Genomic DNA, 22,523 nt, shown 5'->3' on the forward strand with positions numbered 1-22,523 from the left:
TTGGCTGGATATCCCTAAAAGAATTGAGTGAGAAAAGGCCATGGACGAGCTTCTCAGTGAGTTCCTTACCGAGACAAACGAGAGTCTTGATGTTGTTGACGTTGAGCTGGTGAAGTTTGAGCAAGAGCCAAACAACGCCAAGATCCTCAATAACATTTTTCGCCTCGTACATACAATTAAAGGTACCTGCGGCTTTCTGGGGCTGCCACGCCTAGAAGCGCTGGCGCATGCCTCAGAAACCTTGATGGGGAAATTTCGCGATGGCGCGACCGTTACCCCAGAGGCGGTGACGTTGGTTTTAACAACCATTGACCGTATTAAAGAAATCCTCGCAGAGCTTGAGGCGTCAGGGGGGCAAGAGCCTCAGGGCGAAGACCGCGATTTGATTGATAAACTTGAGTTCCTTTCGGAAAATGCTGTTATGGCAGAGGCCCCAGCCGCTGCTGCTCCGGCATCTGGAGGGCAATCAATTGAACGTCCGCTACGCCCCGGTGAAGTTTCGCTTGAAGAGTTGGAGCGCGCATTCCAAGAGGCCGAGGTTGAAGAGGTTAAGCCGGTTGTGGCAGCCAATTCAAATGATGCCGATCACGATCATGACCATGATCATGAGCACGAAACTAAGGTAAATACCAGCGCTGCAGGCTCTGGTAAAAGTGTTTCCAGCCAGTCTATTCGTGTCGCTGTTGATACGCTTGAAGACCTGATGACTATGGTTTCCGAGCTGGTGTTAACCCGAAATCAGCTGTTGGAAATCTCCCGTCGTCAAGAAGAGAGTGAATTCAAGGTTCCGCTACAACGACTGTCTAATGTCACCGCCGAGTTGCAAGAAGGGGTGATGAAAACCCGCATGCAGCCGATTGGTTCGGCATGGCAGAAATTGCCACGAATTGTGCGTGACTTGCAGCAAGATCTCAATAAAACCATTGAGCTGGATATGCAAGGTGCCGATACCGAGCTGGATCGGCAGGTGCTGGAGCTGATTAAAGATCCTCTCACACACATGATTCGCAATTCGGCAGATCATGGTCTTGAAACAACGCCTGAGCGTATTGCTGCCGGCAAGCCGGAAAAGGGTAAAATCACCCTGTCAGCGTATCACGAAGGTGGCCATATTCTTATTGAAGTGGCTGACGATGGGCGTGGGCTTAACCTTGATGGGATTAAGGCCAAGGCACTGAAGAACGGTTTGGTCACTGAGGCTGAACTGGAGAAAATGTCGGATCCACAGATCCAGAAGTTCATTTTCGCCGCCGGTTTCTCGACAGCAAGCTCTGTCACCAGCGTTTCTGGGCGTGGCGTGGGCATGGATGTGGTGCGTACCAATGTGGAGCAGATTGGTGGGACCATTGATTTGCGCTCTGTTCAGGGTAAGGGCACAACGTTCACCATTAAGATTCCACTGACATTGGCCATTGTTTCCTCACTGATTGTTGAAGTGAGTGGTGACCGGTTTGCTATTCCGCAATTGTCCGTTGTCGAGTTGGTTCGGGTGCATAACAATTCCGAGCATCGCATCGAACGTATTAAGGATCGTCCGGTGCTGCGCTTGCGTAACAAGCTGTTGCCGCTGGTTCATATGTCAACCTTGCTCGGTTTCGATGACCACGAAGAAGAGCTGGATGCGGACAATGGCTTCATCGTCGTGATGCAGGTTGGTAGCCATACTTACGGTGTGGTGGTTGACGGTGTCTTCCATACAGAAGAAATCGTTGTGAAACCTATGTCGTCCATGTTGCGTAACTTGGATATGTTCTCGGGCAACACCATTTTGGGTGATGGCTCGGTGATCATGATTATTGACCCGAATGGTGTTGCGGCTGCTATGGCAAGCGATGCTTCTTCTGGTATGGTTGATAATAGTGTCGATGCAATCGCCGAGAAGTCCATGGCGGTAAGTGAAGAGGATGGCAAAGTATCACTGCTGCTATTCCGCGCTGGTACACATGAGCCAAAAGCTGTGCCGCTATCACTTGTCACACGTCTTGAAGAGTTTGACGTGGCGCAGATTGAGCGCTCCAATGGACGTGATCTCGTTCAGTACCGCGGTACATTGATGCCACTGGTTTACGTGAATGAAACGGCCAGCCATAAAGACGAAGGTACGCAGCCTATGTTGGTGTTCTCTGATAGTGGCCGCTCAATGGGGCTGGTTGTTGACGAGATTGTCGATATTGTTGAAGACCGCTTGAACATCGAAGTGGTCTCGGAGCGTCCAGGCGTCCTTGGTTCTGCGGTTATCAAAGAAAAAGCGACCGAAGTGCTGGATCTTGGTCATTATCTGCCATTGGCCTTTGAAGACTGGTTCATGCGTAAGCAAATCGAATCTGCCGATCCAATACGTGAGATTTTGTTTGTTGATGACAGCTCGTTCTTTAGAAATATGCTAACGCCAGTATTAAAAGCAGCGGGTTACGATGTCACAGTTTGTGCAAGCGCTGAAGAGGCCCTTGAGACACTCTCGCAAGGCATAACCTTTGGTGCTGTGGTGACAGATATCGAGATGCCTGAAATTAATGGCTATGACTTCTGTGAGGCGGTACGACGCGATCCGAAGAACCGTCATCTACCGATTATAGCCCTGTCTGCTGTTGTGACACCAGCATCTATCGAAAAGGGTCGTCAGGCTGGGTTTGATGATTATGTGGCGAAGTTTGATCGTCCAGGTCTTATTGCAGCGCTTAAAGATGCGTTGACAGGTGAAATGGGAGTTGCCGCGTGAGTAACAATTTAGGTGCTGAAGTCATTGACGTTGTTCAAGGTGCTGGCGAACACATTCAATATGTGACGGTAATGATTGGCGGGCAGTTGTTTGGACTGCCCATCTCACGCGTTCATGACGTTTTTGTTCCCGAACAAGTCACCCGCGTACCTTTAGCTCCGCGAGAAGTGGAGGGGGTTTTGAATCTGCGCGGCAGAATTGTAACAGCAATCAATATGCGTCGCAGGTTGCAATTGCCGCCGCTCGAGGACACAAAAGATATAATGGCTGTGGGAATTGAGCATAAAGGCGAATCCTTTGGTCTTGTCATCGACACGGTTGGGGAAGTATTGAATCTTCCTAAGCGCGAGCAAGAAGCGAATCCTTCAAACCTTGATAAGCGTTGGGCAGAAATCTCTGGTGGTGTTCACCGCCTCTCTGGCCAGCTAATGGTTATTATTGATGTTGATCGTTTGCTTTCTTCGCTTATCGAGCCTAAAGCCGCATAAGCTGGCGGTAGAGCTATTATATCAAAGGTAATAATTGATGAAGCAATGTCTCGTCGTTGACGATTCTACAGTAATCCGTAAAGTTGCCCGCCGAATTCTTGAGGATATGGGGTTTGAAGTGGTCGAAGCGGCTGATGGTCAACAGGCATTAGATGCGTGTTTGAACAAAATGCCGGAAGCGGTACTGCTGGATTGGAATATGCCAGTGATGGATGGCATGGAGTTCCTGCAAAAGCTAAGAACTCTCGAGGCTGGTGCGGCACCTGTGGTTGTATTTTGTACTACAGAAAATGATATGTCGCATATTGTACAGGCCATGAACGCCGGTGCTAATGAGTATATTATGAAACCCTTCGATAAGGAGATTATGGAAGCTAAGTTTCAAGAGGTTGGTCTTATTTAGCTGGGTGTGGGCCCTTGGGAATGTTGGAATCTAAAAAAGCTTCAACCGGTGGTGATGCTGCGCCCATCCGGGTTATGATTGTGGACGATTCCGTTGTTATTCGGGGGCTGTTTAGCCGCTGGATCGGGGAAGAGCCAGAGTTGAGCGTTGTTGCAACGTTCCGCAATGGGCAGCTTGCTGTTGATGGTTTAGAGCAAGCTGCGCCTGATGTTGTCGTGCTTGACATCGAAATGCCGGTAATGGACGGGCTGACAGCCTTGCCGTTGCTGTTGAAAAAACAACCGGATTTAACCGTTGTTATGGCCTCCACGTTAACGCATCGCAATGCGGCGGTGAGTTTGCGCGCCCTTTCTTTAGGAGCGACGGACTATGTGGGGAAACCTGAAACAACGGCACAAACCAGCACGTCCTTAGAGTTTCGCCGTGAATTAATTGAAAAGCTTAAAGGACTGGGGCGCATTAAAGGACGACGCGCCGAAAAGCGTCGTGCTTTGCAATCCTCAAGGCGGATGCGTGTTGAAACCAGTGCAGGGCAGAAAACCCAGCAAAGCACAGCCGCTTCTCCGGTGCGGGCCAGCCGGATTGACGCCCGCCAAGCTCTGCAAATGGCAAAAGCCCGCGCAGAGGCCGAGGGTCCGAATTTCACCACCCGTCCTTACGGGCGTACTGTGCCGCGCATTGTGGCCATTGGAAGTTCAACGGGGGGGCCGCAAGCTCTTTTAAAAGTCCTTGGCGATATGAAGGGTGCAATCTCGCGTGTTCCGGTGGTGATTACGCAGCATATGCCACGAACTTTTACGACAATTTTGGCAGAGCATTTGCAAAAAAGTGTCGGCGTTCCGGCTAAAGAGGCGGAAAATGACGAGCTGCTGCAAAACGGGGTTATCTATGTGGCTCCGGGCGGTATCCATTTGTCTGTGGCACAAAGCGCGCACGGTGTTGTTGCACGTTTGAGCGATAGTGCACCCATTAATTTTTGTCGCCCTTCTGTTGAGCCATTGTTCCAAAGCGTTGCCGAAGTATATGGCTCATCTTCTCTGGCGCTCATGCTGACTGGCATGGGGGCAGATGGTGCAGAGGGGGTTAACCACATTGCAGCACAGGGCGGTGCAATTATTGCGCAAGATGAATATTCCAGTGTTGTCTGGGGTATGCCGGGTGCTGCAGCAAGAACAGGGAACTGCAACGAAGTGTTACCGCTTGACCAAATTGGTGGACGTGTATCAGGAATACTTGAGGGAGCGCTGCGTTGATTACTTCTGAATATGAATTTTTAAGAGGTTTTCTAAAGAGTCGCTCGGGCTTGGTTTTATCCAATGAAAAGCAATATTTGGTTGAAAGCCGCCTTGTTCCTGTCGCGCGTCGTCACGATCTTGCTTCTTTAAGCGAGTTGATCAATAGCCTGCGTAAGCCGGGTACAAAACAGCTTCAAGAAGACGTTGTTGAAGCAATGACGACAAATGAATCGTTTTTCTTTCGGGATAAAACGCCATTTGAGCACTTTAAAGAAGAAATGCTGCCCAAGCTTTTGGAAAAGCGTGCAGCACGCAAGAAAATACGTATTTGGTGTTCGGCCGCATCAACCGGTCAAGAGCCATATTCGCTTGCGATGATCTTGCGTGAGAACAAGATTAAAACGAGCAGCTATCAATTCGATATTTTGGGCACCGACATCTCCAAGGAAGTGCTAGATAAAGCACGACTTGGGCAGTATAGCCAATTTGAAGTACAGCGCGGGCTACCTATTCAGATGCTCATGAAGTACTTTACGCAACAAGGGGAAATCTGGCAGGTTTCAAACGATTTGCGGGCTATGGTGCAATGGAAGTTTTTGAATTTGTTAGAGAACTTCTCGCATTTGGGTGAATTCGATATCGTGTTTTGCCGAAATGTGCTGATCTATTTTGATCAACCCACGAAAATTGATATCCTCAATCGGTTGGCCAAGCTTATTCCTGCGGATGGTTATTTGGTTTTGGGTGCTGCAGAAACGGTTGTTGGTCTTACCGACCAGTTTGAGCCGGTGCCACATATGCGCGGGCTTTACAGGCCAAAACAAAGTGCAGGCAAGCAACCAGAGCCACAAAAGATGGCAAATAGCTTAAAGGCGGAACCGATATCTGCACGGCCTGCTGTTGGCAAACCACACGTACCTTCTTTTAGCAGTCCTGCAACAAATACGCCTGCTACACAAAATACTATGCGGACGAATTCAGCCAGTGCACCTGATAAGCCTCAAAAATTTGACCGTGAGAAGCTGAATGCCAGTTTAGATAGCTTGCGGCGTTTAAATGCGCAAAGCAGTAATAAAGGCTAGTCTGCCCTTTTAATAGTTATTTTGAACTCAAAAGGGCCGCTTCGAATGCGGCCCTTTGTTGATAGTCAGCAAGTATTTAACTTAAGCTGCTTTTTCTTCAGGTTCACGTAAAACGTACCCGCGGCCCCAGACGGTTTCGATGTAGTTTTTGCCAGATGCAGCAGAAGCCAGCTTTTTACGCAGCTTACAAATAAACACATCGATAATCTTCAGTTCCGGTTCGTCCATGCCACCATAAAGGTGATTTAAGAACATTTCCTTGGTGAGCGTTGTGCCTTTGCGCAAGGAAAGCAACTCCAACATCTGATACTCTTTGCCGGTCAAATGGACACGTTGGCCATTGACCTCAACAGTTTTGGTATCAAGATTAACGGTTAGATCTCCGGTCACAATAACCGATTGCGCATGGCCTTTAGAACGGCGCACAATGGCATGGATTCGGGCAATCAACTCGTCTTTATGAAACGGTTTGGTCATATAGTCATCAGCACCAAAGCCAAGACCTCTAACCTTGTCTTCAATTCCTGCCAAACCTGACAGGATTAGAATTGGCGTCTTCACCTTTGACAGCCTTAGCGTTCTTAAAACCTCATAGCCGGACATATCCGGTAGGTTCAGATCAAGCATGATGATGTCGTAATCATACAGCTTGCCAAGGTCGATACCTTCTTCGCCTAGGTCTGTTGTGTAGACGTTGAAATTTTCTGACTTGAGCATTAGCTCAATGCTTTGTGCCGTGGCACTGTCATCTTCAATCAACAATACACGCATATTAATCCCCTCGTGTTGCCTTTCCGGGCTGTCGCGCCGGCCATAAACGCGTACCGTTGCGAAGGAATGCTTTTAACCGACTCACTGAATGAGCTTATGGTTAACAGAACTTGATTCGCACTAGCAAGCCTTTTGAAAAGCAGCCTGTCAGTCTTCTGGGTACAACTGGCAAGGTCCTGTGGAGACCGTGAAAAACAAGGGATACACTGAGGTCCGCTACGTTACACCAATGAGCGGGCTAAGCTTTTACGTATCCGGTATTCATCACGATTTACCCGTTGCAAAAAACTTTCCCCAATAACATTCACCAGAAGCGTAAACGATAAGTTACCAAGCGAAAAAAAATATTAATAGGGAATCAGTTTTGGACGCATTGCTGGCAGAAGTTGAAGCCACCCTCCCAACCGAAATTTACGGGCGTGTTGAAGCAGTTAAAGGGCTTTTGATAGAAGTGTGCGGACCGGTACATGAAATGAGTGTCGGTTCACGTTTACTAATAGAATTAAGGGAGGGTTTTGCTCGCATTCAGGCCGAAGTTGTTGGCTTTCGAGGGGGCATTGCATTGTGTATGCCCTTTGAAAGTATTGAGGGTATTCGACAGGGGGCCAAGGCATATCTCGACCAGCGTGATTCTATGGTGCATCCGGCACCTTCTTGGCTTGGGCGAGTGGTTAACGCATTGGGCCAACCGATCGATGGCAAGGGACCATTGGTAAATGGGTCAACCCCAAAAATGCTCCGTGAAAAACCACCGGGAGCGGCTGAAAGGGCCCGTGTGGGCGGTGTTTTGGACCTTGGCGTGCGGGCTCTTAACAGTTTCGTAACTTGTTGTCAGGGACAGCGCCTTGGTATTTTTGCCGGGTCTGGCGTTGGTAAATCGGTGCTCATGTCCATGTTGGCACGCAATGCGCAGGCGGAAGTTTCGGTTATCGGGCTGATTGGCGAGCGCGGGCGCGAAGTCCAAGAATTCATAGAAGATGATTTGGGGCCGGAAGGGCTGGCCCGTTCAGTTGTTGTTGTGGCCACATCCGATGAAAGCGTGCTGATGCGCCGTCAGGCGGCCTATTTAACCATGAGTGTAGCCGAATATTTTCGAGACCAGGGGCAGCAAGTGTTGTGTATGATGGACTCGGTGACACGCTTTGCCATGGCGCAGCGTGAAATCGGTCTTTCTATCGGCGAGCCGCCCACCTCCAAAGGTTATACGCCAACAGTGTTTACCGAACTTCCCAAGCTTTTGGAGCGCGCCGGACCGGGGCGGGTCGGCGAGGGGGCGATTACGGCTTTATTTACGGTGCTGGTTGAGGGCGACAACCACAACGAACCGGTCGCCGATGCGGTGCGCGGTATTTTAGATGGTCACGTGGTGATGGAACGGGCCATTGCCGAGCGGGGCCGGTATCCTGCCATCAATGTGCTTAAATCGGTTTCCCGCACCATGCCGCGTTGTGTACCAGAGAATGTGTTACCCGTATTGCGGCGGGCCAAAATGTTAATGGCTACTTACTCGGATATGGAAGAATTGATTCGATTAGGTGCCTATAAGGCAGGTAGTGACCCGCAAGTTGATGAGGCAATTGCACTGCACAATGGTTTAGAGGCCTATTTAACCCAACAAAAGACCGAGAAAACGAGTTTATCAGATGGTTATTTTCAACTTGCCAACCTTTTGGAAATGACTCTGGCCTAGATTCCCCTCAAACAAGGGAGTGAACTATGAAGAATCGCGAAGGTTTGTTGAAGCTGAAGAAATTTGCCGTAGATGAAAAGCGGCGTCATGTAACACAAATTGAATCTATGCTGGCAGATTTTGACCGCATGGCGCTGGAGCTTGAACAGCAAATAGAATCTGAACAAAAGCGTGTGGGGATTGATGATGTCAGCCACTTTGCTTACCCAACTTTTGCACGTGCAGCCTCGCAAAGGCGCGATAACATTTTAACATCAGCCGAAGAGCTCAAAGAGCAACTGGGTAAAGCTCAGGATGATTTGATGGAAGCTGTGGCCGATTTGAAGAAAATCGAACTCATGGAACAACGTGAACAAGCACGCCATCGTCAGGCGATTGAAGTCGCCGAACAAGAAGATATGGACGAAGTTGCCGGCCGCTATGCCAATAGGTAATAGCGGCAATACACTCCCTATATAAACTCGATGGAGTTATCTTCGTATTCGTGGTGTATCATTCTATTGCGTGGACATTTGTATTTTAAGTTAGCCCGAGCTGATTGATATCCTGTTCTAGGGAAGCGAAGGGCTTGCATTTGCTTGTAGCACCTCCTAGTTTTATTGGGCTTTGCATCATATACTGTTAAATTATTTGAGGTTACATGCAAATACTGCTGGGGCTTTTGTTGCCAATTACCGGTTTTTTATTTGCCCTAGGCATTACCCAACCCTTATTGCAATTGGAACGGCTGTATTTTCTTGAGGAAACGCCCTCGTTAATTCAGATTATTCATGGCCTTTTTAAAGATGGCGAAGCCCTTTTGGCAGCATTGGTGCTGTTGTTTTCCATTGTATTACCGGCATTGAAGATCATAGCTTTGGGCCTGGTAGGGGTTGAAGGGCGTAAACAGCATTGGCTGCGTGTGTTATCGGTGGTGAATAAGTGGTCGATGATGGACGTTATGCTGGTTGCTCTGGTCATTTTTGCTGCAAAAACAACAGGCTTGGCTGTAGCCCATGTGCAAACCGGCCTTTGGTTTTATGCGGGCGCAACGCTGTTGAGCGCGATTGCAGCTTTTCTATGCCAAAGACAAAGTGAATAAAGCAAACGCTGCTCGGAATATGTGTTGGTTTAATGAGTAATCGTTGGTTTTCAAGAATTGCATAAATCGCTATAGCTAAAACCTGTGGTTTATAGCTATAGCGGTGGGTTGCGGTTGATGCGTCTCTTTTTACAAACGTATTGTCTTATTGTTGCTTTTTTTCTTTCTTTGGTTCCAGCAGTGGCAGAAACAGCCAGCTCTCAGCAGGGAAACGATATTAGTCCCGCTGTTCGGGAACAATTACAGCAAATTCTAGGGACGAAAGAAGGGCAACAAGCACTGGTTGGCCTGTTGCAAGCGCAAGCGGGAAAAGGGCAACCATTAAAAACGACCAGTGATGAAAGCGCTGGAGGCGGTAACTCCGTTAAGGCAGTTGAAGCCGATGCACAAAGCGCCAAGCAGGCCGAAGATGCGCAGCCTCCGGAGAACGAGGCAGACGAAGTCGTTCAAGAAGCCCCCGCCAAGCCTTTGATTAACCTGAAGCCAAAGAGCGATAGCTTTGCCTCGAAACTGGGCGATGGTCTCCATGGGATTTTTCAGCAGATAAGCTATATTGGCCAACAAGTTCTAGGGGACCTCTCCGGTTATAAAACCCTGATTTCGGGCGAAGTTCCAGGCAGTTACAAGCGCTTTTTGAGTGGTTTGCAGTCAGTTTTCGTTGTTTTACTGGCAGCTTATGTTGCAGCATTTTTATTGCGTGGCATTGCAAAAAAGCTTTTTTCCAGAGCAGAAAGATTCGCAGAAGGGCGCAGCAGTTTCTTCAAAGGTTTTTTGCTGGTGCTCACCAGTTTGGTTGATGCGGGACTTGTGGTTTTTGCATCTGGCGTGGGGTTGGTCGCAGCACTGATTATGAATGAGGGTGAAACGGTTAAGTATGTAGATACATTAACCCTTGATAGCTTCATGTTGATAGAGATGGTGCGGGTTGGGTTAAAATTTGCGTTCGCGCCTTACCGCCCTCAGTTGCGATTGCTACCATTTTCAGAAAAAGAAGCGCGTTTTTGGGTGCGCCACCTGCTGTTTGCGGTCGGTATATATGGCTTTGGGGTGCAGCTGCTGGTGCCACTTATCAATATTAATGTGAACTGGAGTTTGGGTAATAGTGTGCGTATTACCTGTGTTCTCATTACGCTTGTTTATTTGGTCGTTACTATTTTGCGTTCACGTGAACGTGTGCAGCAGTCTATTCGTACATATGCAGCACAAAGCATTACGACAACATTTTCAAGAACACTGATGAAAATTTTGGGCACACTCTGGCACTGGGTCGCTTTGGCTTATGTGCTCGGTTTGTTTATTGTCTGGATCAAACAGCCATATGAAGCGGCTGCAATTATTGGGGTACAGAGTGTTTTAAGCCTTGTAGTCATTCTAATTTCGTCCATTGCTATTGTCTCACTCAATGCAATTGGCCGTAGAGGGATACGCCTTTCTGCCGATATTTCACGCGCCTTACCGGCGCTGGAAGGGCACCTTAACCGGTTGTTGCCTATTGCACTTACTTTTGCACGCGGGGCGGTTGCCTTGGCCGGTTTGCTTGGCCTGTTGGAAATTTGGGGGCTTGTAAGCGCCTTCGCCTGGATGGCGACAGAGGAGGGAAGCGGTTTTACAGGGGCTATTATTTCTGCATTGCTTATAATCGTGCTGGGGCTTGGAGCATGGGTGGTTGCCATGAGCTGGGTTGATTTAAGTATTAATGAGGCCAGAGCCAGCGGCGTTACTGCCAGAAAACGCACATTATACAAGCTGTTTAGTAATGCGTTCTCAATTCTTTTGGTGGTGATAATTGTCTTAATGGTACTTTCCGAGTTGGGTGTAGAAATTGCACCGCTTATAGCGGGTGCCGGTGTGCTTGGTTTGGCTGTATCTTTTGGCTCGCAAAAGCTGGTGCAAGATGTGATTAACGGCGCTTTTATCCAGCTGGAAAATGCCATGAATGAGGGCGATTTTGTTACGGTTGCCGGCATTAGCGGAACAGTTGAGCGCTTGAACCTACGTTCTGTCAGACTACGCGACCTTTCGGGCACCACACATATTATTCCGTTTTCCGCGGTCGATAGTGTTTCCAATGCTATGAAAGACTTTGCCTACCACGTGGCGGTTATCGGCGTGAGTTATGATACCGATATCGATTTGGCGAAAAAAGGTATGCATGAGGCCTTTACCCGCCTGGTGGCGAGTGGTGAGGCTGGAGCTGTTATTGGTGAGTTGGAAATGCAGGGCATCATCAGCTTTGGGGCCTCTTCGGTAGATCTACGCGCCCGCATTAAAACAGTCCCGGGAAGCCAGTGGGCTATTGGCCGGGCTTATAATGAAAAGCTCAAGCAGGTATTTGACGAGTGGGGTATCGAAATCCCGTTCCCACAAGTGACCTATCATAGCGCTAAATCCGAGAGTGAATTTATGATACCTCAAGAGGCTGAACGTAAGCTGTCGGCACCGAGTTCCGTACAAACTGATAACGAGGCTGAATAGCTTAAGCTTGAATGACGTTCTGCTAAAAGGAGCGGGTGCATAAAATGCGCTCGCTCCTTTTACTTTGTGATGTTGGTTTCAGTTTGAATGTCAGGATTTGTTGCAGCCCACTTAGTTTCGTTGACTTTCATATAATTTCGTTATATTTCATATTTATGTGATATCACGTAAAACGAATATTATTGATAGTTGTAGAGCTGTTTCTATGTCTCAAGTTTTTGATCTGTTTATTATTGGTGGCGGTGTGAATGGCTGCGGGATTGCCCGCGATGCGGCTGGCCGTGGTGCTTCGGTTTATTTGGCTGAAAAAAATGATTTTGCCAGCGCCACCTCTTCCGCTTCTACCAAGCTTATTCATGGGGGACTTCGATATTTAGAGTACTATGCGTTTCGCTTGGTACGTGAAGCATTGATTGAACGTGAAGTCCTGCTGAATGCTGCACCTCATATTGCATGGCCATTACGTTTCATCTTACCGCACCATAAAGAGCTGCGTCCGGCCTGGCTCATTCGCTTGGGTTTGTTTCTCTACGACCATCTTGGGGGGCGCAAGTTATTAGCCGCCACATCATCGGTTAAGCTCAACGAAGGCCCCTACGCGCAGGGCCTGCAAGAGCTGTTTACCCATGGTTTTGAATACTCTGATTGCTGGGTAGACGATGCCCGCCTTGTTGTACTGAACGCACGAGATGCCGCCAGTAAAGGTGCACAGTTGCAGCGCAACTGCGAGGTTGTTGCTGCGCAACGGGTAAGCGGACTTTGGCATATCAAAGTGCGCCATAACCTAACGGGTGTAGAGGAGACCATTCAAGCTCGCGGCCTAGTAAATGCTGCTGGCCCATGGGTTGCGCAGTTGCTGCAAAGTACGTTGAAAGGAAACAGCAAGGGCAAGGTACGTCTGGTTCAGGGCAGCCATATTATTGTTCCCAAACTTTATGAACATGACCGTTGTTTCATTTTTCAGCAAGGGGACGGCCGCATCGTATTTGCTATTCCCTACGAGCACAACTTCACCTTGATCGGCACCACAGATAATGACTTTAACGATGATCTGGATAAGATACAGATATCGCAAGATGAAATCGTTTATCTTTGTAATGCTGTGAGTGGCTATTTTAAAAAAACCGTAGCACCTGCTGATGTGGTGCATAGTTATTCCGGCGTACGCCCGCTATACGATGACGGGGCCAGCGAAGCCAAATCGGCCACGCGCGATTATGTGCTTGAGCTTGAGGGCGCATCTGGCGATGCACCACTATTGAATATCTTTGGCGGTAAAATAACCACCTACCGCCGCTTGGCTGAAAGCGCTCTTGGCAAGCTTTCGCCGTTGCTACCTAAGGGGCACAAACCCTGGACAGCACAGGCAGCATTGCCAGGCGGTGCGTTTGCGCCGCAAGATTTTGACATCAAACTGAAAGAGCTGGAAGCGAACTATCCTTTCTTAACTCCAACATTGGCAAAACGTTTGCTACGCGCTTATGGACTTGATGCCTATCAACTCTTGGGGAAGGCGAAGACTATTCATGATCTGGGGACGCATTTTGGCAGCGAACTATATGAGTGTGAGGTGCGCTGGATGCAGACAAAGGAGTGGGCGCAAACACTGGAGGATGTTTTGTGGCGGCGCAGCAAGTTGGGCCTGCATATAAGTGCATGCGATCAAACCAGACTCAAAGATTACCTTGAACAGCAGGGGGAGCCTAAGAATAACTAGGGATCTTTTGTTTCTTCTCATTTAGGCCTATTACAACAACAAGTGGATTCTAACATGCAATGCAGGAGGGCGCATGAGCGGTTGGGTTTTGGCTGTTGATCAGGGAACAACATCAACAAGAGCCATTGTGTTTAATGATCGGTTTGAAGCTATTGGTCGCAGCCAAAAGGAAATACCGCAGCACTTTCCCCATCAAGGGTGGGTTGAGCATAACCCGCAGGACTTGCTGAGCTCAGTTATTCATAGTTGTAATGAAGCAATTGCTGCCTCAGGGCGGGCAGCGGGCGACATCGCAGCAATTGGCATTACCAACCAACGTGAAACGACCGTTATTTGGGACCGGCACACGGGCGAACCGGTTTATAACGCCATTGTTTGGCAGGACCGGCGCACTGCCGAATTATGCGCCGAGCTAAAACAACAGGGGCTGGAGCCTTTGTTTCGACAAAAAACCGGCTTGCTGCTTGACCCCTATTTTTCCGGCACCAAGATTGCTTGGATTTTAGACCATGTGCCGGGGGCACGCCAAAGGGCGCAAGCGGGTGATTTGCTGTTTGGTACTGTAGAAAGCTGGCTGATCTGGAAGCTCACAAACGGGCAAGCCCATGTGAGCGACGCAACCAACGCCTCGCGCACCCTGATTTATAATATTGCCGAGAACTGTTGGGATCAGGAATTGCTGGAGATACTGAATATCCCGCAGGGCATGTTGCCGGAGGTGAAAGATTGTGCGGCTGAGTTTGGTGTTGTGGCGCCCGAGTATCTGGGTGCTGCCTTGCCTATTTTGGGTGTGGCTGGCGACCAGCAGGCGGCCACCGTTGGCCAAGCCTGCTTCAAGCCCGGCATGGTAAAATCGACCTATGGCACTGGCTGCTTTGCATTACAGAACACGGGTAACGAGCTGGTTTATTCGGAAAACCGCTTGCTTTCGACCATTGCCTATCGTTTGAACGGGCAAACCACCTATGCGCTGGAGGGTTCGATTTTTGTGGCTGGAGCCGCGGTGCAGTGGCTGCGCGATGAGTTAAAGCTCATTGAAACGGCAGCGCAATCGGAAGAGATGGCCCGCAAAGCCGACCCGGAATCCAACGTTTATATGGTTCCCGCTTTTGTGGGCCTTGGTGCCCCCTATTGGGACCCGGAAGCACAAGGGGCAATATTTGGGTTAACGCGCTCCACCGGTCCGAATGAAATTGCCCGCGCAACACTAGAAAGCGTTGGCTACCAGACAGTGGACTTAATGCGCTCGAAAGCGTGTGATAGTGGCTATGAACTGACTGGCGATAGTGTTTTGCGGGTGGATGGCGGCATGACCGCCTCGGATTGGACCATGCAGTTCCTCTCCGATATTTTGGGGGCAAGCGTGGATCGACCGCAGGTTTTGGAAACCACGGCTTTGGGTGCTGCCTGGCTGGCGGGCATGTATGCTGGCGTTTGGCCGGATATGGAAGAATTCTCACGGCGCTGGCGGTTGCAGCGACGGTTCGAGCCGCAAATGTCAGCAAAGGAACGCACCACAAAGTTGGAGGGGTGGGCACGTGCTGTAGCACGCACCCGAACGCAGTAATTAATCAATAGCATCCAATAGCTGGAACAGCTCATCATCACTATTCAACTGTTTGTTAGGGGTGGTGAGCAGCTTTTCGCCATAAAACACCGAGTTCGCCCCCGCCATAAAGCATAGGATTTGCTCGCTGGCGCTCATATCTTCACGCCCCGCAGAAAGGCGTAGTGTGGTTTGCGGCATTATAATACGTGCCGCAGCGATTACCCGGCACATATCGAGCGTGGAGATGGGCTCTAAATGCTCTAGTGGGGTTCCTGCAACGGGTACCAGCTTGTTAATGGGTACACTCTCGGGCTGGGGCGCGAAGTTGGCAAGAACCGTGAGCATTTCTGCCCGGTCATACCAACTCTCGCCCATACCGATAATACCACCGCAACAAATATCTATGCCTGCTTTGCGAATGTGATCCAGAGTTTTAATCCGATCGCGATAACTACGGGTGCTGATAATGTTCGCGTAATACTGTGGGCCGGTATCCAGGTTATGGTTATATGCTTTTAAGCCCGCCTCGGCCAATTGGGCGGCATGGTGTTCTTGTAGCATGCCAAGGGTGACGCAGGCCTCAAGGCCAAGGTCGTTAATGCCGCGTACCATTTGCAACACACTATCGAATTCTGCGCCATCACGTACTTCGCGCCATGCGGCCCCCAAGCAAAACCGTTCGGCCCCTGCCTGCTTTGCCTTTTTTGCCAGCGCAACAACGACTTGTGGCTGCATCAACCGCTCTTTAGTGAGGGCAACTTCCTTATGGTGGGCCGATTGCGGACAATAAGCGCAATCTTCTGGGCAACCACCGGTTTTGATGCTCAATAAACTGGCCCTTTGGACCTTGTTCGGGTCGTGATGGGTGCGGTGAATGCTGTTGGCGCGACCCAGAAGCTCTAAAATTGGCAGCTTCATAAGGGCTTCGACCTGGCTGGCTGATATTTCGCTGGCGGGCGTGAGTGGCGGCTCACTGCCCTGGCGGGTAATTGCTTGCGGTGTATTCATTAGTCGTTTGCCTCACCTTTGATCGATGGGCGCAGCATATTTTTCCACTTTTCCGGCATGGCATAGTAGGCGGCAACAATGAGCGCCAGTTCCACAATATCTCCCAGTAAAAATGGGGTCAGGCCTATGGCGAGCACCTTTTCTGCTGGTACGTAAAAAGCCAGCCACGCCAAACCAAAAGCAAATATAGTTGCCATGCCGGCGAGAAGCGCAGGAATAAGAGCTTTTGAGCCCAGACGCTCTAGCATTTTACCGCAAACCAGAGTGGAGACTAGAAAGCCGAGTAGATAACCGCCTGTAGGGCCTACCATATATGCTAGACCAATGCCTTTGAGCGGAGTGCCTGCAAATACCGGCAAGCCCACGGCACCTGCTGCCAAATAGGCCGCCACACATGCAAATGCCTGCTTTGGACCGGTGAAAACCGCAAGTCCCAGGACGACCATGAGCTGCAATGTCATTGGAACCGGCCAAAATGGCACCTGAAACTTGGCCGAAGCCGTGAGTAGGCAAACAGCAGCTGCCATGCCTAGGATGCTACGGCTTATGCTTTTAAACGCGAGATGGTTACCTGTGGTTGTTTGCATCTTCAATCCCTATAGATAATATTTTGAAACAATGACTAACGCATCAAAAATTATCTATTAAAAATTTTCTCGCAAGCATCCTTTGGTATAAACGCTATAGATTTTATTTATATAGCTGTTTTTATTGATGTAATTTTATAGATAATTAACTAAGGCGTTTTAAATGCCGTGCAAGTTCTTTTTGCGCGCCTTCAAAATCACCGGATTTTAGGTGCTGCATGATACGGTGATGGTCGCGGTCAATACCTTTGGTCCAATTATCTCGCCACTTTATATGGAAATGCCGAGCTGCAATGAGCTGCAGGTTTTCTATTGTGGCAAGTAGGCGGGGCATGGCACAGGGAGCAACCAGAGCATAGTGGAAAGCACGGTTGTAGCGTTCGCGTTCACTCACTGTGGTTGCCATATCGCAATGATTCATGGCCAGTTCGGCCTTTTGGATATGGATGGGTCGCATACGCGGCGCGGCATGTTTGAGTGCGAGTGTTTCTAGCGCTGCACGCATTTCTACCGTTTCGCGCAGCTCCTCGTTATCTATGGGGGCAACCCGTACCCCTTTGCGCTGTTCACTTACGGCCAACCCAGTCGCGACAAGCTTAAGAAGTGCTTCGCGCACAGGAACATGACTGGCATTAAAACGCTGGGCAATATGGTCTTGCCGCAGTTTTTCAAGCGGCTTAAGCTCACCACCTATAATTTCCTCAATCAAGGTATTGGCAATGACTTCGGTACGGGTTTGGCTGCTGGTATTTGACATAGGAAATTGATAGGCTGCCCAAGTGCAACTGGCAATATATGCTGAAGTGTTGCTGCGTTTTTTACACCACTGTCTTTTATCTGCGTACATTTGAACAAATACGAAGGAAAAGCGCCATGGATTTACAGGAGTTTGATGCGTTTTGTTCGAAGTTGCCGGCAACAACCCATGTGGTTCAATGGGGTGGCGCCTCGGTTTGGAAGGTGGGGGGAAAGATATTTGCCATCTGCCCTCAAAACGAGGCCGTTGCAAGCGAAAATGGCGCTAAGGGATTTGCTCCTATTAGCTTTAAGTGTAGCGATTTGGCCTTTCAGATACTTATTGAGCAAGAAGATGTGATACCCGCCCCTTATCTGGCCCGCGCCAAATGGGTGAAAGTTACCAGCCCATCAGCACTGGATGATACAGCTTTAAAAGACTACTTACGTCAGGCCCATGAAATCATAGGTAAAAAACTAACGAAAAAAACTCAACACGAACTGGGATTGCCCTGGGTATGATCTTCAATCTATCATTACCTAAAGTAATCTAGTTATTTTGAGGCATTTGGGCGAGCGCGTCATTGATCAAGTCGATTATTTGCTCGACGAAATTTTGCAAAACCGGTGTATTGCAGCTATGTATTTGGGGGCTGCAGAGCGCTTTCTAATCCGCCTTTTGAAGCAACAGGGCATTGTGGTTAAGCTGAGCCTCCAGTGATCAGCGGTCAACAATCGGTATTTACTAGATCGCCTTAGTCATTAAAGCGCTGAGCATTTTTGCTGCTTGCCCGGCCTTGTGGGTGGACAGTTTATCCAGAATAATAACAGTGCGTAGCGGCAATTGGGGAGCCAGTTAAGTTTCAATGTAAGTTGTAAAGGTGTCCCCGTTCATGGCACCTTCTATCATCAAGGGGGCAATATGTGCGTTATCGCTGAGCCCTTTGATGAATGCCTGGCTTTACTAACGCCCGAACTGGGCTTTATCACAGGCCCGTTCCCCTCTTATAGCCCGTGCGCGTCGCCGCGTCAGATTGGTTTTGATGCAGGTTTCATCAAGAAATTCAAGTTTTTTCCGGCAGGCGCGACATCAGGGGTTGGCGGCTTTTAAGCCACTCTGCTCGGCTCTGATCTTGCGAACATGCGGTTTGGTTTACTTTGCTGTCAAAAGCGTTTTTATATATGAAACCAAGGCTGCGGAGTGCTTTGGATATGCTGGTATGATGTGCACGCACGCCCTCTGCCATATAGAGAGCATCGCGTAACTCAATCAGCGTAATGTCTCCGTCCTGCTCCACAAGCTCCTTGAGAAAGTTGTGATAAGGGGCGCTTACCGGTTCCAACAGGGCGCTCGATATGGACTGGTGATAGGACAGGGCCGAAGTGCAGCTTACGGCAAGACGGGAGGCTATGGCCAGGGGAAGTCATCAGCTGGTGGGCTGGCTCGCACCCACTCCTTCCTGCTTAAATGCGCTTGCTGAAACGGTTGCGAATATCAATCGAAAGCGGTGACATGAGAACGCCTGTTTATCTCAGTGAATAACAAATGTTCCCAAATGCCATCTCTTACGATTAAGAGTTATAGCAGACTGCTTTAAAGTAGCAGCTAAATCCCGAAATTAACAGTTTATATGTTTATGGTTGTTTTTTGAGTGCACCAGACGCCAGAAATACCGTTCAAACTTGCGCCGTGCTTCTCTATGCAAAGTGCTTGAAATCGGATAGATCCAGAGCATTATGTCCCCTCCAACAGTCAGTATAAACGATGCTGTCAGGGGTAACTTTTTGCTCGATGATCGGTAGCAACGTGGTTCTGGAAGCGTCAGGATTGACCTTGGTATAGACTTTCCCTTTGCGCTTCAAAAGGCCGAAAACCGGGACTTTTCCTGCCGCTCCACGACCACGCTTACCTTTGCGTTGACCGTCGAAGTAACTTTCGTCCACTTCAATTTCACCACCGAACATCACCAGGCTTTCGGCCTCAAGCTCATAGGCAATGACTTCGCGTAGCCGATGATAATAAAAAACGGCTGTTTTGCGGTTCACACCATACAGGATTGCCGCAGTTCGCGCTGTCGTACCTGCCACAAAATGTTCCAACAGCCGGCCTTGCTTATAGGGACTTAAACGATTCTTCCGCATACCCAAGATGATAAACCCTTAGTCGGATTATCTGGGACAACCTCTTTTTTAAACCAGACAAGACCGCATTCATCGCTAAACATCAAGACAGCCGATTAGGCTTACGACAACAATATACCCCTACTTAACCAGCAATGGGCGTTACAGATCTTATCCGCTTAATCGCGACCTTTACCTGTCTAAACGATCCGAACTCTGCCTCTAATAAACAACACGATATTTTGATTAGTTTTATTTCTATATATGAATGATAGGGAGTGCTTCGATAAATGAGAAAGCACTCCCTTCGGGAATTAAGGTTATGATTCCTTTGGCATCGGTATGCCATATTCTTGCGCAATTGGTTCGATACAAGGCATCAGTGTTTCGTAGAGTTCAACGCCCTTAGTTTTGGCATTGCGTAATCCAACACTTGCCTTAGAGCCTGGCAAGCGCACAGGGCGTGCCGGGTCTGCCGAGCGTGAATTTACGCAAGCTTGGGCAGTAAACTGGGTTTGACGCTTAAACTCGTCTGCCCCAGCAAATGCTTCAGGGTCTAAAACCTGAATGAACACAGAACCTTGCCAGCCAGATGGTTTATCTGCACGGCCAAAACCAGCCAGCGCTTGTGTTAAAGCTTCAACCATCAATGCCATTCCATAGCCCTTATGGCCATATTCATGGCCACCAACAGGAAGCAGTGTTCCTCTTGGTTCTTGCAGCATCACTTTAGGATCGTTCGTTGCCTTTCCTTCAGCATCTTGCACCCACTTTCCAGGGAATTTATTGCCTTCATCATTCAAACGGCCTGCCATGGAGATTGTTGAAATCGAAGCGCAGGTATCAATGAGAATGGGATCTTTTTGCGTTGGAATTCCTACAGCGTATGGATTGGGTGTGAAAATTGGGTCCAAGCCGCCATATGGTGCTACGGCAGCGCCCGTTGGGTCTGATGTTGAAATAATGCCTAAAAGATCTTGAGAGGTTATTTCAGGCAGGAACGCAGCAAGACAGCCAATATGATGTGCTTCGCGTATCACCAAGGTGCAGCTACCAAATTGTTTCGCGCGTTCCGCTGCCAATGCTGTTGCTTTATGTGCTAGCCACAGACCAGGCAGGCGGCGGCCATGCCAAACAACCGTTGGGCCTTTGTCTGTTATGACTTCTGGCTCGCCCTCTTTTGTCATGGTGCCATTTTTAAGACCCTTGATATAAAAAGGCACTTGTGCCAAGCCATGCGTTGTGTGGCCCATAGCATCTGCAGCAACCAAGTATTTTGCTATTGCGCTGGATTTTTCTTCGTTTAATCCTGCCGCGAGGAATATCTCACGGGTAAAGGTTATCAGCTCGTCATAGTTATAGCTCATTGGGGGAGTTCCGCTTTATGTAGTATGGTAGTCATAAATGAACGGCTTTTATGCTTTTGCATATCCCGATGATTACGTAGAGCGATGAATTATGATACATCCTTTCTTAAAGTCATTTACATCTTTGTTTCTTCTCTAAATCCTTTTTGATTTTTGGGGCTGCTATTCGTTTTGTCATGATCAAGCCGGTAATGCCTGCATTTGTGGTTAAAGTTTTCTGCTTGGTCCAATGTGTACTTCTTTGCAATATGTGCTTCTCTGTGGATGTTTGCTTTGGTGTTTTGTGTTTTGCTGGAGCTATCCTGCTTGTTTTTTAGTTTGGTCGCAATCCGTGCAATTTTGTTCCTCAAATGTTCCTATTTGTTCTTGCTTGGTGTTTATGTGGGGCTGGTGCTTTGGTTTTTGGGCGTGGTATTTGTGGGAGAGAACGGTTGCTTTTTTAGTTTTCTTATTGTGTTGGCTTGGTGTGTTTTTGGTCTGTTATTGGTACGAGGCTGATACGTTTTAGGTACGTTTTTGATATGGTGAGTGAGGGAGGATAAGCTGCTTTGGTTTGGGGGCTTTGCGTTATTTATCCGCGTAAGGGCCTTGTGTGAGTGGTTATCGGTCTTAGTGAGCCTCTTTGTATTGGTTGCGGGGATATGTGTTTAGCTGGCTTAGGTATGGTGCGGTGTGTTTGGTACGGCTTTTACCTGCCTGCGGCTTTGGGTGTGATTGATACATACGTTTGTGCAGTGAGCATAAGTAGGCGTTGCGGTTGCTCTTATGGATGTGGTGCTTGCACTCGCTGTGTGGTGTTGCGATTAAGAGGAGCTGAAGTTTTGAGGGGCACGGCTTTGATCGTTGGCTGTTGCTTGGGTTTGCTGCCACCGCTTTCTAGCATTCGGCTCTGGCACCAGCCCGTGATTTTAGCTTGTGTCTATGACTACGGTCTCTACTTTGTGGTTTATTATGAGAGCGATGTCCCAACGCTCTGGCCACGTATCGCCTGCTATCAGCGCCGCCCACCATTGTAACTAGGGCCAGTTTGCGGTACGCGTCTGCGCCCCGACTTCCGTAGGATGCTTCATCCCATACATCGCAGTTCTCCCAATAATCTCTCAGGTCCCTGCGTTTTCCACTCTTCGCTTTTTTTGATTTGCTACTAAAGCGTCTTTTCTTCCCCCTTTGCTGTATCTGCCTCTGCCAGCCGCCAACGTTGCAGTTCCTTCAGCGCAACTCGTTGCGCCCCTTTCTCGTCAGGACTTCTTCAGCGCCTGCTACTTTATGATGTCCTTCCTTACCTGCTTGCTTTGCAATACAGCACTTCTCCATTTCTCTTTCCTCCGCCCGCAATCTTATCTCCACCCGCAGTCCGCGCGATCTCACCGGTCTTTCACCGGATTCACTCTGTTCTCGCTGTGCCTGTTGATTTTAGTAGTTTGTTAAGGATTGGTGGAAAAGAGGGTTGTTTATAATGGTTTAGTTGAATTGCTGGGTGTTATTTCGTGTTGTG

At 48.8% G+C, this 22,523-nt stretch carries 18 protein-coding genes and 2 pseudogenes; 14 read left to right on the forward strand and 6 right to left on the reverse strand.

Annotated elements, in window-relative coordinates:
- The first annotated feature begins 40 nt into the window (after positions 1 to 40).
- The 5 genes and pseudogenes from AYK67_RS12535 to AYK67_RS12555 form a co-directional block, all read left to right on the forward strand.
- Positions 41 to 2,719, forward strand: a complete 2,679-nt coding sequence (locus AYK67_RS12535) for a hybrid sensor histidine kinase/response regulator (RefSeq protein ID WP_068087210.1) — start codon at positions 41 to 43, stop codon at positions 2,717 to 2,719.
- Positions 2,716 to 3,207: a chemotaxis protein CheW gene (locus AYK67_RS12540; RefSeq protein WP_068087213.1), complete on the forward strand. Its 492-nt coding sequence runs from the start codon at positions 2,716 to 2,718 to the stop codon at positions 3,205 to 3,207. Before AYK67_RS12535 ends, AYK67_RS12540 begins: the two co-directional genes overlap by 4 nt.
- 37 nt (positions 3,208 to 3,244) lie before the next feature.
- Complete coding sequence (locus AYK67_RS12545; protein ID WP_068087216.1) at positions 3,245 to 3,610, forward strand: response regulator; 366 nt, start codon at positions 3,245 to 3,247, stop codon at positions 3,608 to 3,610.
- Positions 3,611 to 3,630: 20 nt separating this feature from the next.
- Positions 3,631 to 4,863: a protein-glutamate methylesterase/protein-glutamine glutaminase gene (locus tag AYK67_RS12550; RefSeq protein WP_068087219.1), complete on the forward strand. Its 1,233-nt coding sequence runs from the start codon at positions 3,631 to 3,633 to the stop codon at positions 4,861 to 4,863.
- Positions 4,860 to 5,693, forward strand: a pseudogene (locus tag AYK67_RS12555) (CheR family methyltransferase); the annotation flags it as partial. The gene AYK67_RS12550 and the pseudogene AYK67_RS12555, both read left to right, overlap by 4 nt.
- Before the next feature lie 315 nt (positions 5,694 to 6,008).
- On the opposite strand, the gene ctrA reads toward AYK67_RS12555, so the two are convergent.
- A complete protein-coding gene (ctrA, locus tag AYK67_RS12560; RefSeq protein ID WP_068087222.1) occupies positions 6,009 to 6,698 on the reverse strand; it encodes a response regulator transcription factor CtrA in 690 nt (229 codons plus the stop codon).
- Between the two features lie 364 nt (positions 6,699 to 7,062).
- Here ctrA and fliI point away from each other — a divergent pair, with 364 nt between their 5' ends.
- The 6 genes from fliI to glpK all read left to right on the forward strand — a co-directional run bounded on the left by fliI (position 7,063) and on the right by glpK (position 15,228).
- The gene (fliI, locus tag AYK67_RS12565) at positions 7,063 to 8,388 is read left to right on the forward strand and encodes a flagellar protein export ATPase FliI (protein ID WP_068087225.1); all 1,326 of its coding nucleotides are present in this window, start codon (positions 7,063 to 7,065) and stop codon (positions 8,386 to 8,388) included.
- 26 nt (positions 8,389 to 8,414) lie between these two features.
- Positions 8,415 to 8,822: a flagellar export protein FliJ gene (fliJ, locus tag AYK67_RS12570; protein WP_068087228.1), complete on the forward strand. Its 408-nt coding sequence runs from the start codon at positions 8,415 to 8,417 to the stop codon at positions 8,820 to 8,822.
- Positions 8,823 to 9,028: 206 nt separating this feature from the next.
- On the forward strand, positions 9,029 to 9,469 hold the full coding sequence (locus tag AYK67_RS12575; protein ID WP_068087231.1) for a paraquat-inducible protein A: 441 nt from the start codon (positions 9,029 to 9,031) through the stop codon (positions 9,467 to 9,469).
- Between the two features lie 117 nt (positions 9,470 to 9,586).
- Positions 9,587 to 11,944, forward strand: coding sequence for a mechanosensitive ion channel domain-containing protein (locus AYK67_RS12580; RefSeq protein ID WP_068087234.1), 2,358 nt, complete (start codon positions 9,587 to 9,589; stop codon positions 11,942 to 11,944).
- Positions 11,945 to 12,149: 205 nt separating this feature from the next.
- Entirely contained in the window at positions 12,150 to 13,661 is a 1,512-nt protein-coding gene (gene glpD, locus AYK67_RS12585) for a glycerol-3-phosphate dehydrogenase (RefSeq protein ID WP_068087237.1), read from the forward strand.
- 73 nt (positions 13,662 to 13,734) lie between these two features.
- Positions 13,735 to 15,228 carry a glycerol kinase GlpK gene (gene glpK, locus AYK67_RS12590; RefSeq protein ID WP_068087240.1) on the forward strand — a complete coding sequence of 498 codons (1,494 nt, stop codon included), beginning with the start codon at positions 13,735 to 13,737 and terminating at the stop codon, positions 15,226 to 15,228.
- Here the strand turns inward: glpK and bioB are convergent, their stop codons facing one another.
- From bioB to AYK67_RS12605, 3 genes are all read right to left on the reverse strand, one after another.
- A complete protein-coding gene (gene bioB, locus AYK67_RS12595; protein ID WP_068087243.1) occupies positions 15,229 to 16,218 on the reverse strand; it encodes a biotin synthase BioB in 990 nt (329 codons plus the stop codon).
- Entirely contained in the window at positions 16,218 to 16,805 is a 588-nt protein-coding gene (locus AYK67_RS12600; RefSeq protein ID WP_082735796.1) for a biotin transporter BioY, read from the reverse strand. Before AYK67_RS12600 ends, bioB begins: the two co-directional genes overlap by 1 nt.
- Before the next feature lie 145 nt (positions 16,806 to 16,950).
- Complete coding sequence (locus AYK67_RS12605) at positions 16,951 to 17,562, reverse strand: GntR family transcriptional regulator (RefSeq protein ID WP_068087352.1); 612 nt, start codon at positions 17,560 to 17,562, stop codon at positions 16,951 to 16,953.
- 116 nt (positions 17,563 to 17,678) lie between these two features.
- Between AYK67_RS12605 and AYK67_RS12610 the strand changes: the two genes are divergently transcribed.
- Complete coding sequence (locus tag AYK67_RS12610) at positions 17,679 to 18,062, forward strand: MmcQ/YjbR family DNA-binding protein (RefSeq protein WP_068087246.1); 384 nt, start codon at positions 17,679 to 17,681, stop codon at positions 18,060 to 18,062.
- A 400-nt stretch (positions 18,063 to 18,462) separates the two neighbouring features.
- Positions 18,463 to 18,651, forward strand: a complete 189-nt coding sequence (locus AYK67_RS17160; RefSeq protein ID WP_156453148.1) for a hypothetical protein — start codon at positions 18,463 to 18,465, stop codon at positions 18,649 to 18,651.
- Between the two features lie 593 nt (positions 18,652 to 19,244).
- Here AYK67_RS17160 and AYK67_RS12620 read toward each other — a convergent pair.
- A pseudogene (locus AYK67_RS12620) lies at positions 19,245 to 19,682 on the reverse strand (IS1595 family transposase); the annotation flags it as partial.
- A gap of 299 nt (positions 19,683 to 19,981) precedes the next feature.
- A complete protein-coding gene (locus AYK67_RS12625) occupies positions 19,982 to 21,028 on the reverse strand; it encodes an Ldh family oxidoreductase (protein ID WP_068087253.1) in 1,047 nt (348 codons plus the stop codon).
- Positions 21,029 to 21,849: 821 nt separating this feature from the next.
- Here AYK67_RS12625 and AYK67_RS17165 point away from each other — a divergent pair.
- Positions 21,850 to 22,044 (forward strand): hypothetical protein, encoded by a 195-nt coding sequence (locus AYK67_RS17165; protein ID WP_156453149.1) that lies wholly within the window; start codon positions 21,850 to 21,852, stop codon positions 22,042 to 22,044.
- Positions 22,045 to 22,523: the final 479 nt, after the last annotated feature.

Origin of the sequence: Polycladidibacter stylochi (assembly GCF_001562055.1) — a bacterium.
In the GTDB taxonomy this organism is placed as follows: Bacteria; Pseudomonadota; Alphaproteobacteria; order Rhizobiales; family Stappiaceae; genus Pseudovibrio; species Pseudovibrio stylochi.

What these genes read in the sequence shown, in the direction of transcription:
- AYK67_RS12535 (WP_068087210.1), top strand. Translation starts at nt 41, where the DNA reads ATGGACGAGCTTCTCAGTGAGTTCCTTACCGAGACAAACGAGAGTCTT.
- AYK67_RS12545 (WP_068087216.1), top strand. Translation starts at nt 3,245, where the DNA reads ATGAAGCAATGTCTCGTCGTTGACGATTCTACAGTAATCCGTAAAGTT.
- AYK67_RS12550 (WP_068087219.1), top strand. Translation starts at nt 3,631, where the DNA reads ATGTTGGAATCTAAAAAAGCTTCAACCGGTGGTGATGCTGCGCCCATC.
- ctrA (WP_068087222.1), bottom strand. Translation starts at nt 6,698, where the DNA reads ATGCGTGTATTGTTGATTGAAGATGACAGTGCCACGGCACAAAGCATT.
- fliJ (WP_068087228.1), top strand. Translation starts at nt 8,415, where the DNA reads ATGAAGAATCGCGAAGGTTTGTTGAAGCTGAAGAAATTTGCCGTAGAT.
- AYK67_RS12575 (WP_068087231.1), top strand. Translation starts at nt 9,029, where the DNA reads ATGCAAATACTGCTGGGGCTTTTGTTGCCAATTACCGGTTTTTTATTT.
- AYK67_RS12580 (WP_068087234.1), top strand. Translation starts at nt 9,587, where the DNA reads ATGCGTCTCTTTTTACAAACGTATTGTCTTATTGTTGCTTTTTTTCTT.
- glpD (WP_068087237.1), top strand. Translation starts at nt 12,150, where the DNA reads ATGTCTCAAGTTTTTGATCTGTTTATTATTGGTGGCGGTGTGAATGGC.
- glpK (WP_068087240.1), top strand. Translation starts at nt 13,735, where the DNA reads ATGAGCGGTTGGGTTTTGGCTGTTGATCAGGGAACAACATCAACAAGA.
- bioB (WP_068087243.1), bottom strand. Translation starts at nt 16,218, where the DNA reads ATGAATACACCGCAAGCAATTACCCGCCAGGGCAGTGAGCCGCCACTC.
- AYK67_RS12600 (WP_082735796.1), bottom strand. Translation starts at nt 16,805, where the DNA reads ATGCAAACAACCACAGGTAACCATCTCGCGTTTAAAAGCATAAGCCGT.
- AYK67_RS12605 (WP_068087352.1), bottom strand. Translation starts at nt 17,562, where the DNA reads ATGTCAAATACCAGCAGCCAAACCCGTACCGAAGTCATTGCCAATACC.
- AYK67_RS12610 (WP_068087246.1), top strand. Translation starts at nt 17,679, where the DNA reads ATGGATTTACAGGAGTTTGATGCGTTTTGTTCGAAGTTGCCGGCAACA.
- AYK67_RS17160 (WP_156453148.1), top strand. Translation starts at nt 18,463, where the DNA reads ATGTGCGTTATCGCTGAGCCCTTTGATGAATGCCTGGCTTTACTAACG.
- AYK67_RS12625 (WP_068087253.1), bottom strand. Translation starts at nt 21,028, where the DNA reads ATGAGCTATAACTATGACGAGCTGATAACCTTTACCCGTGAGATATTC.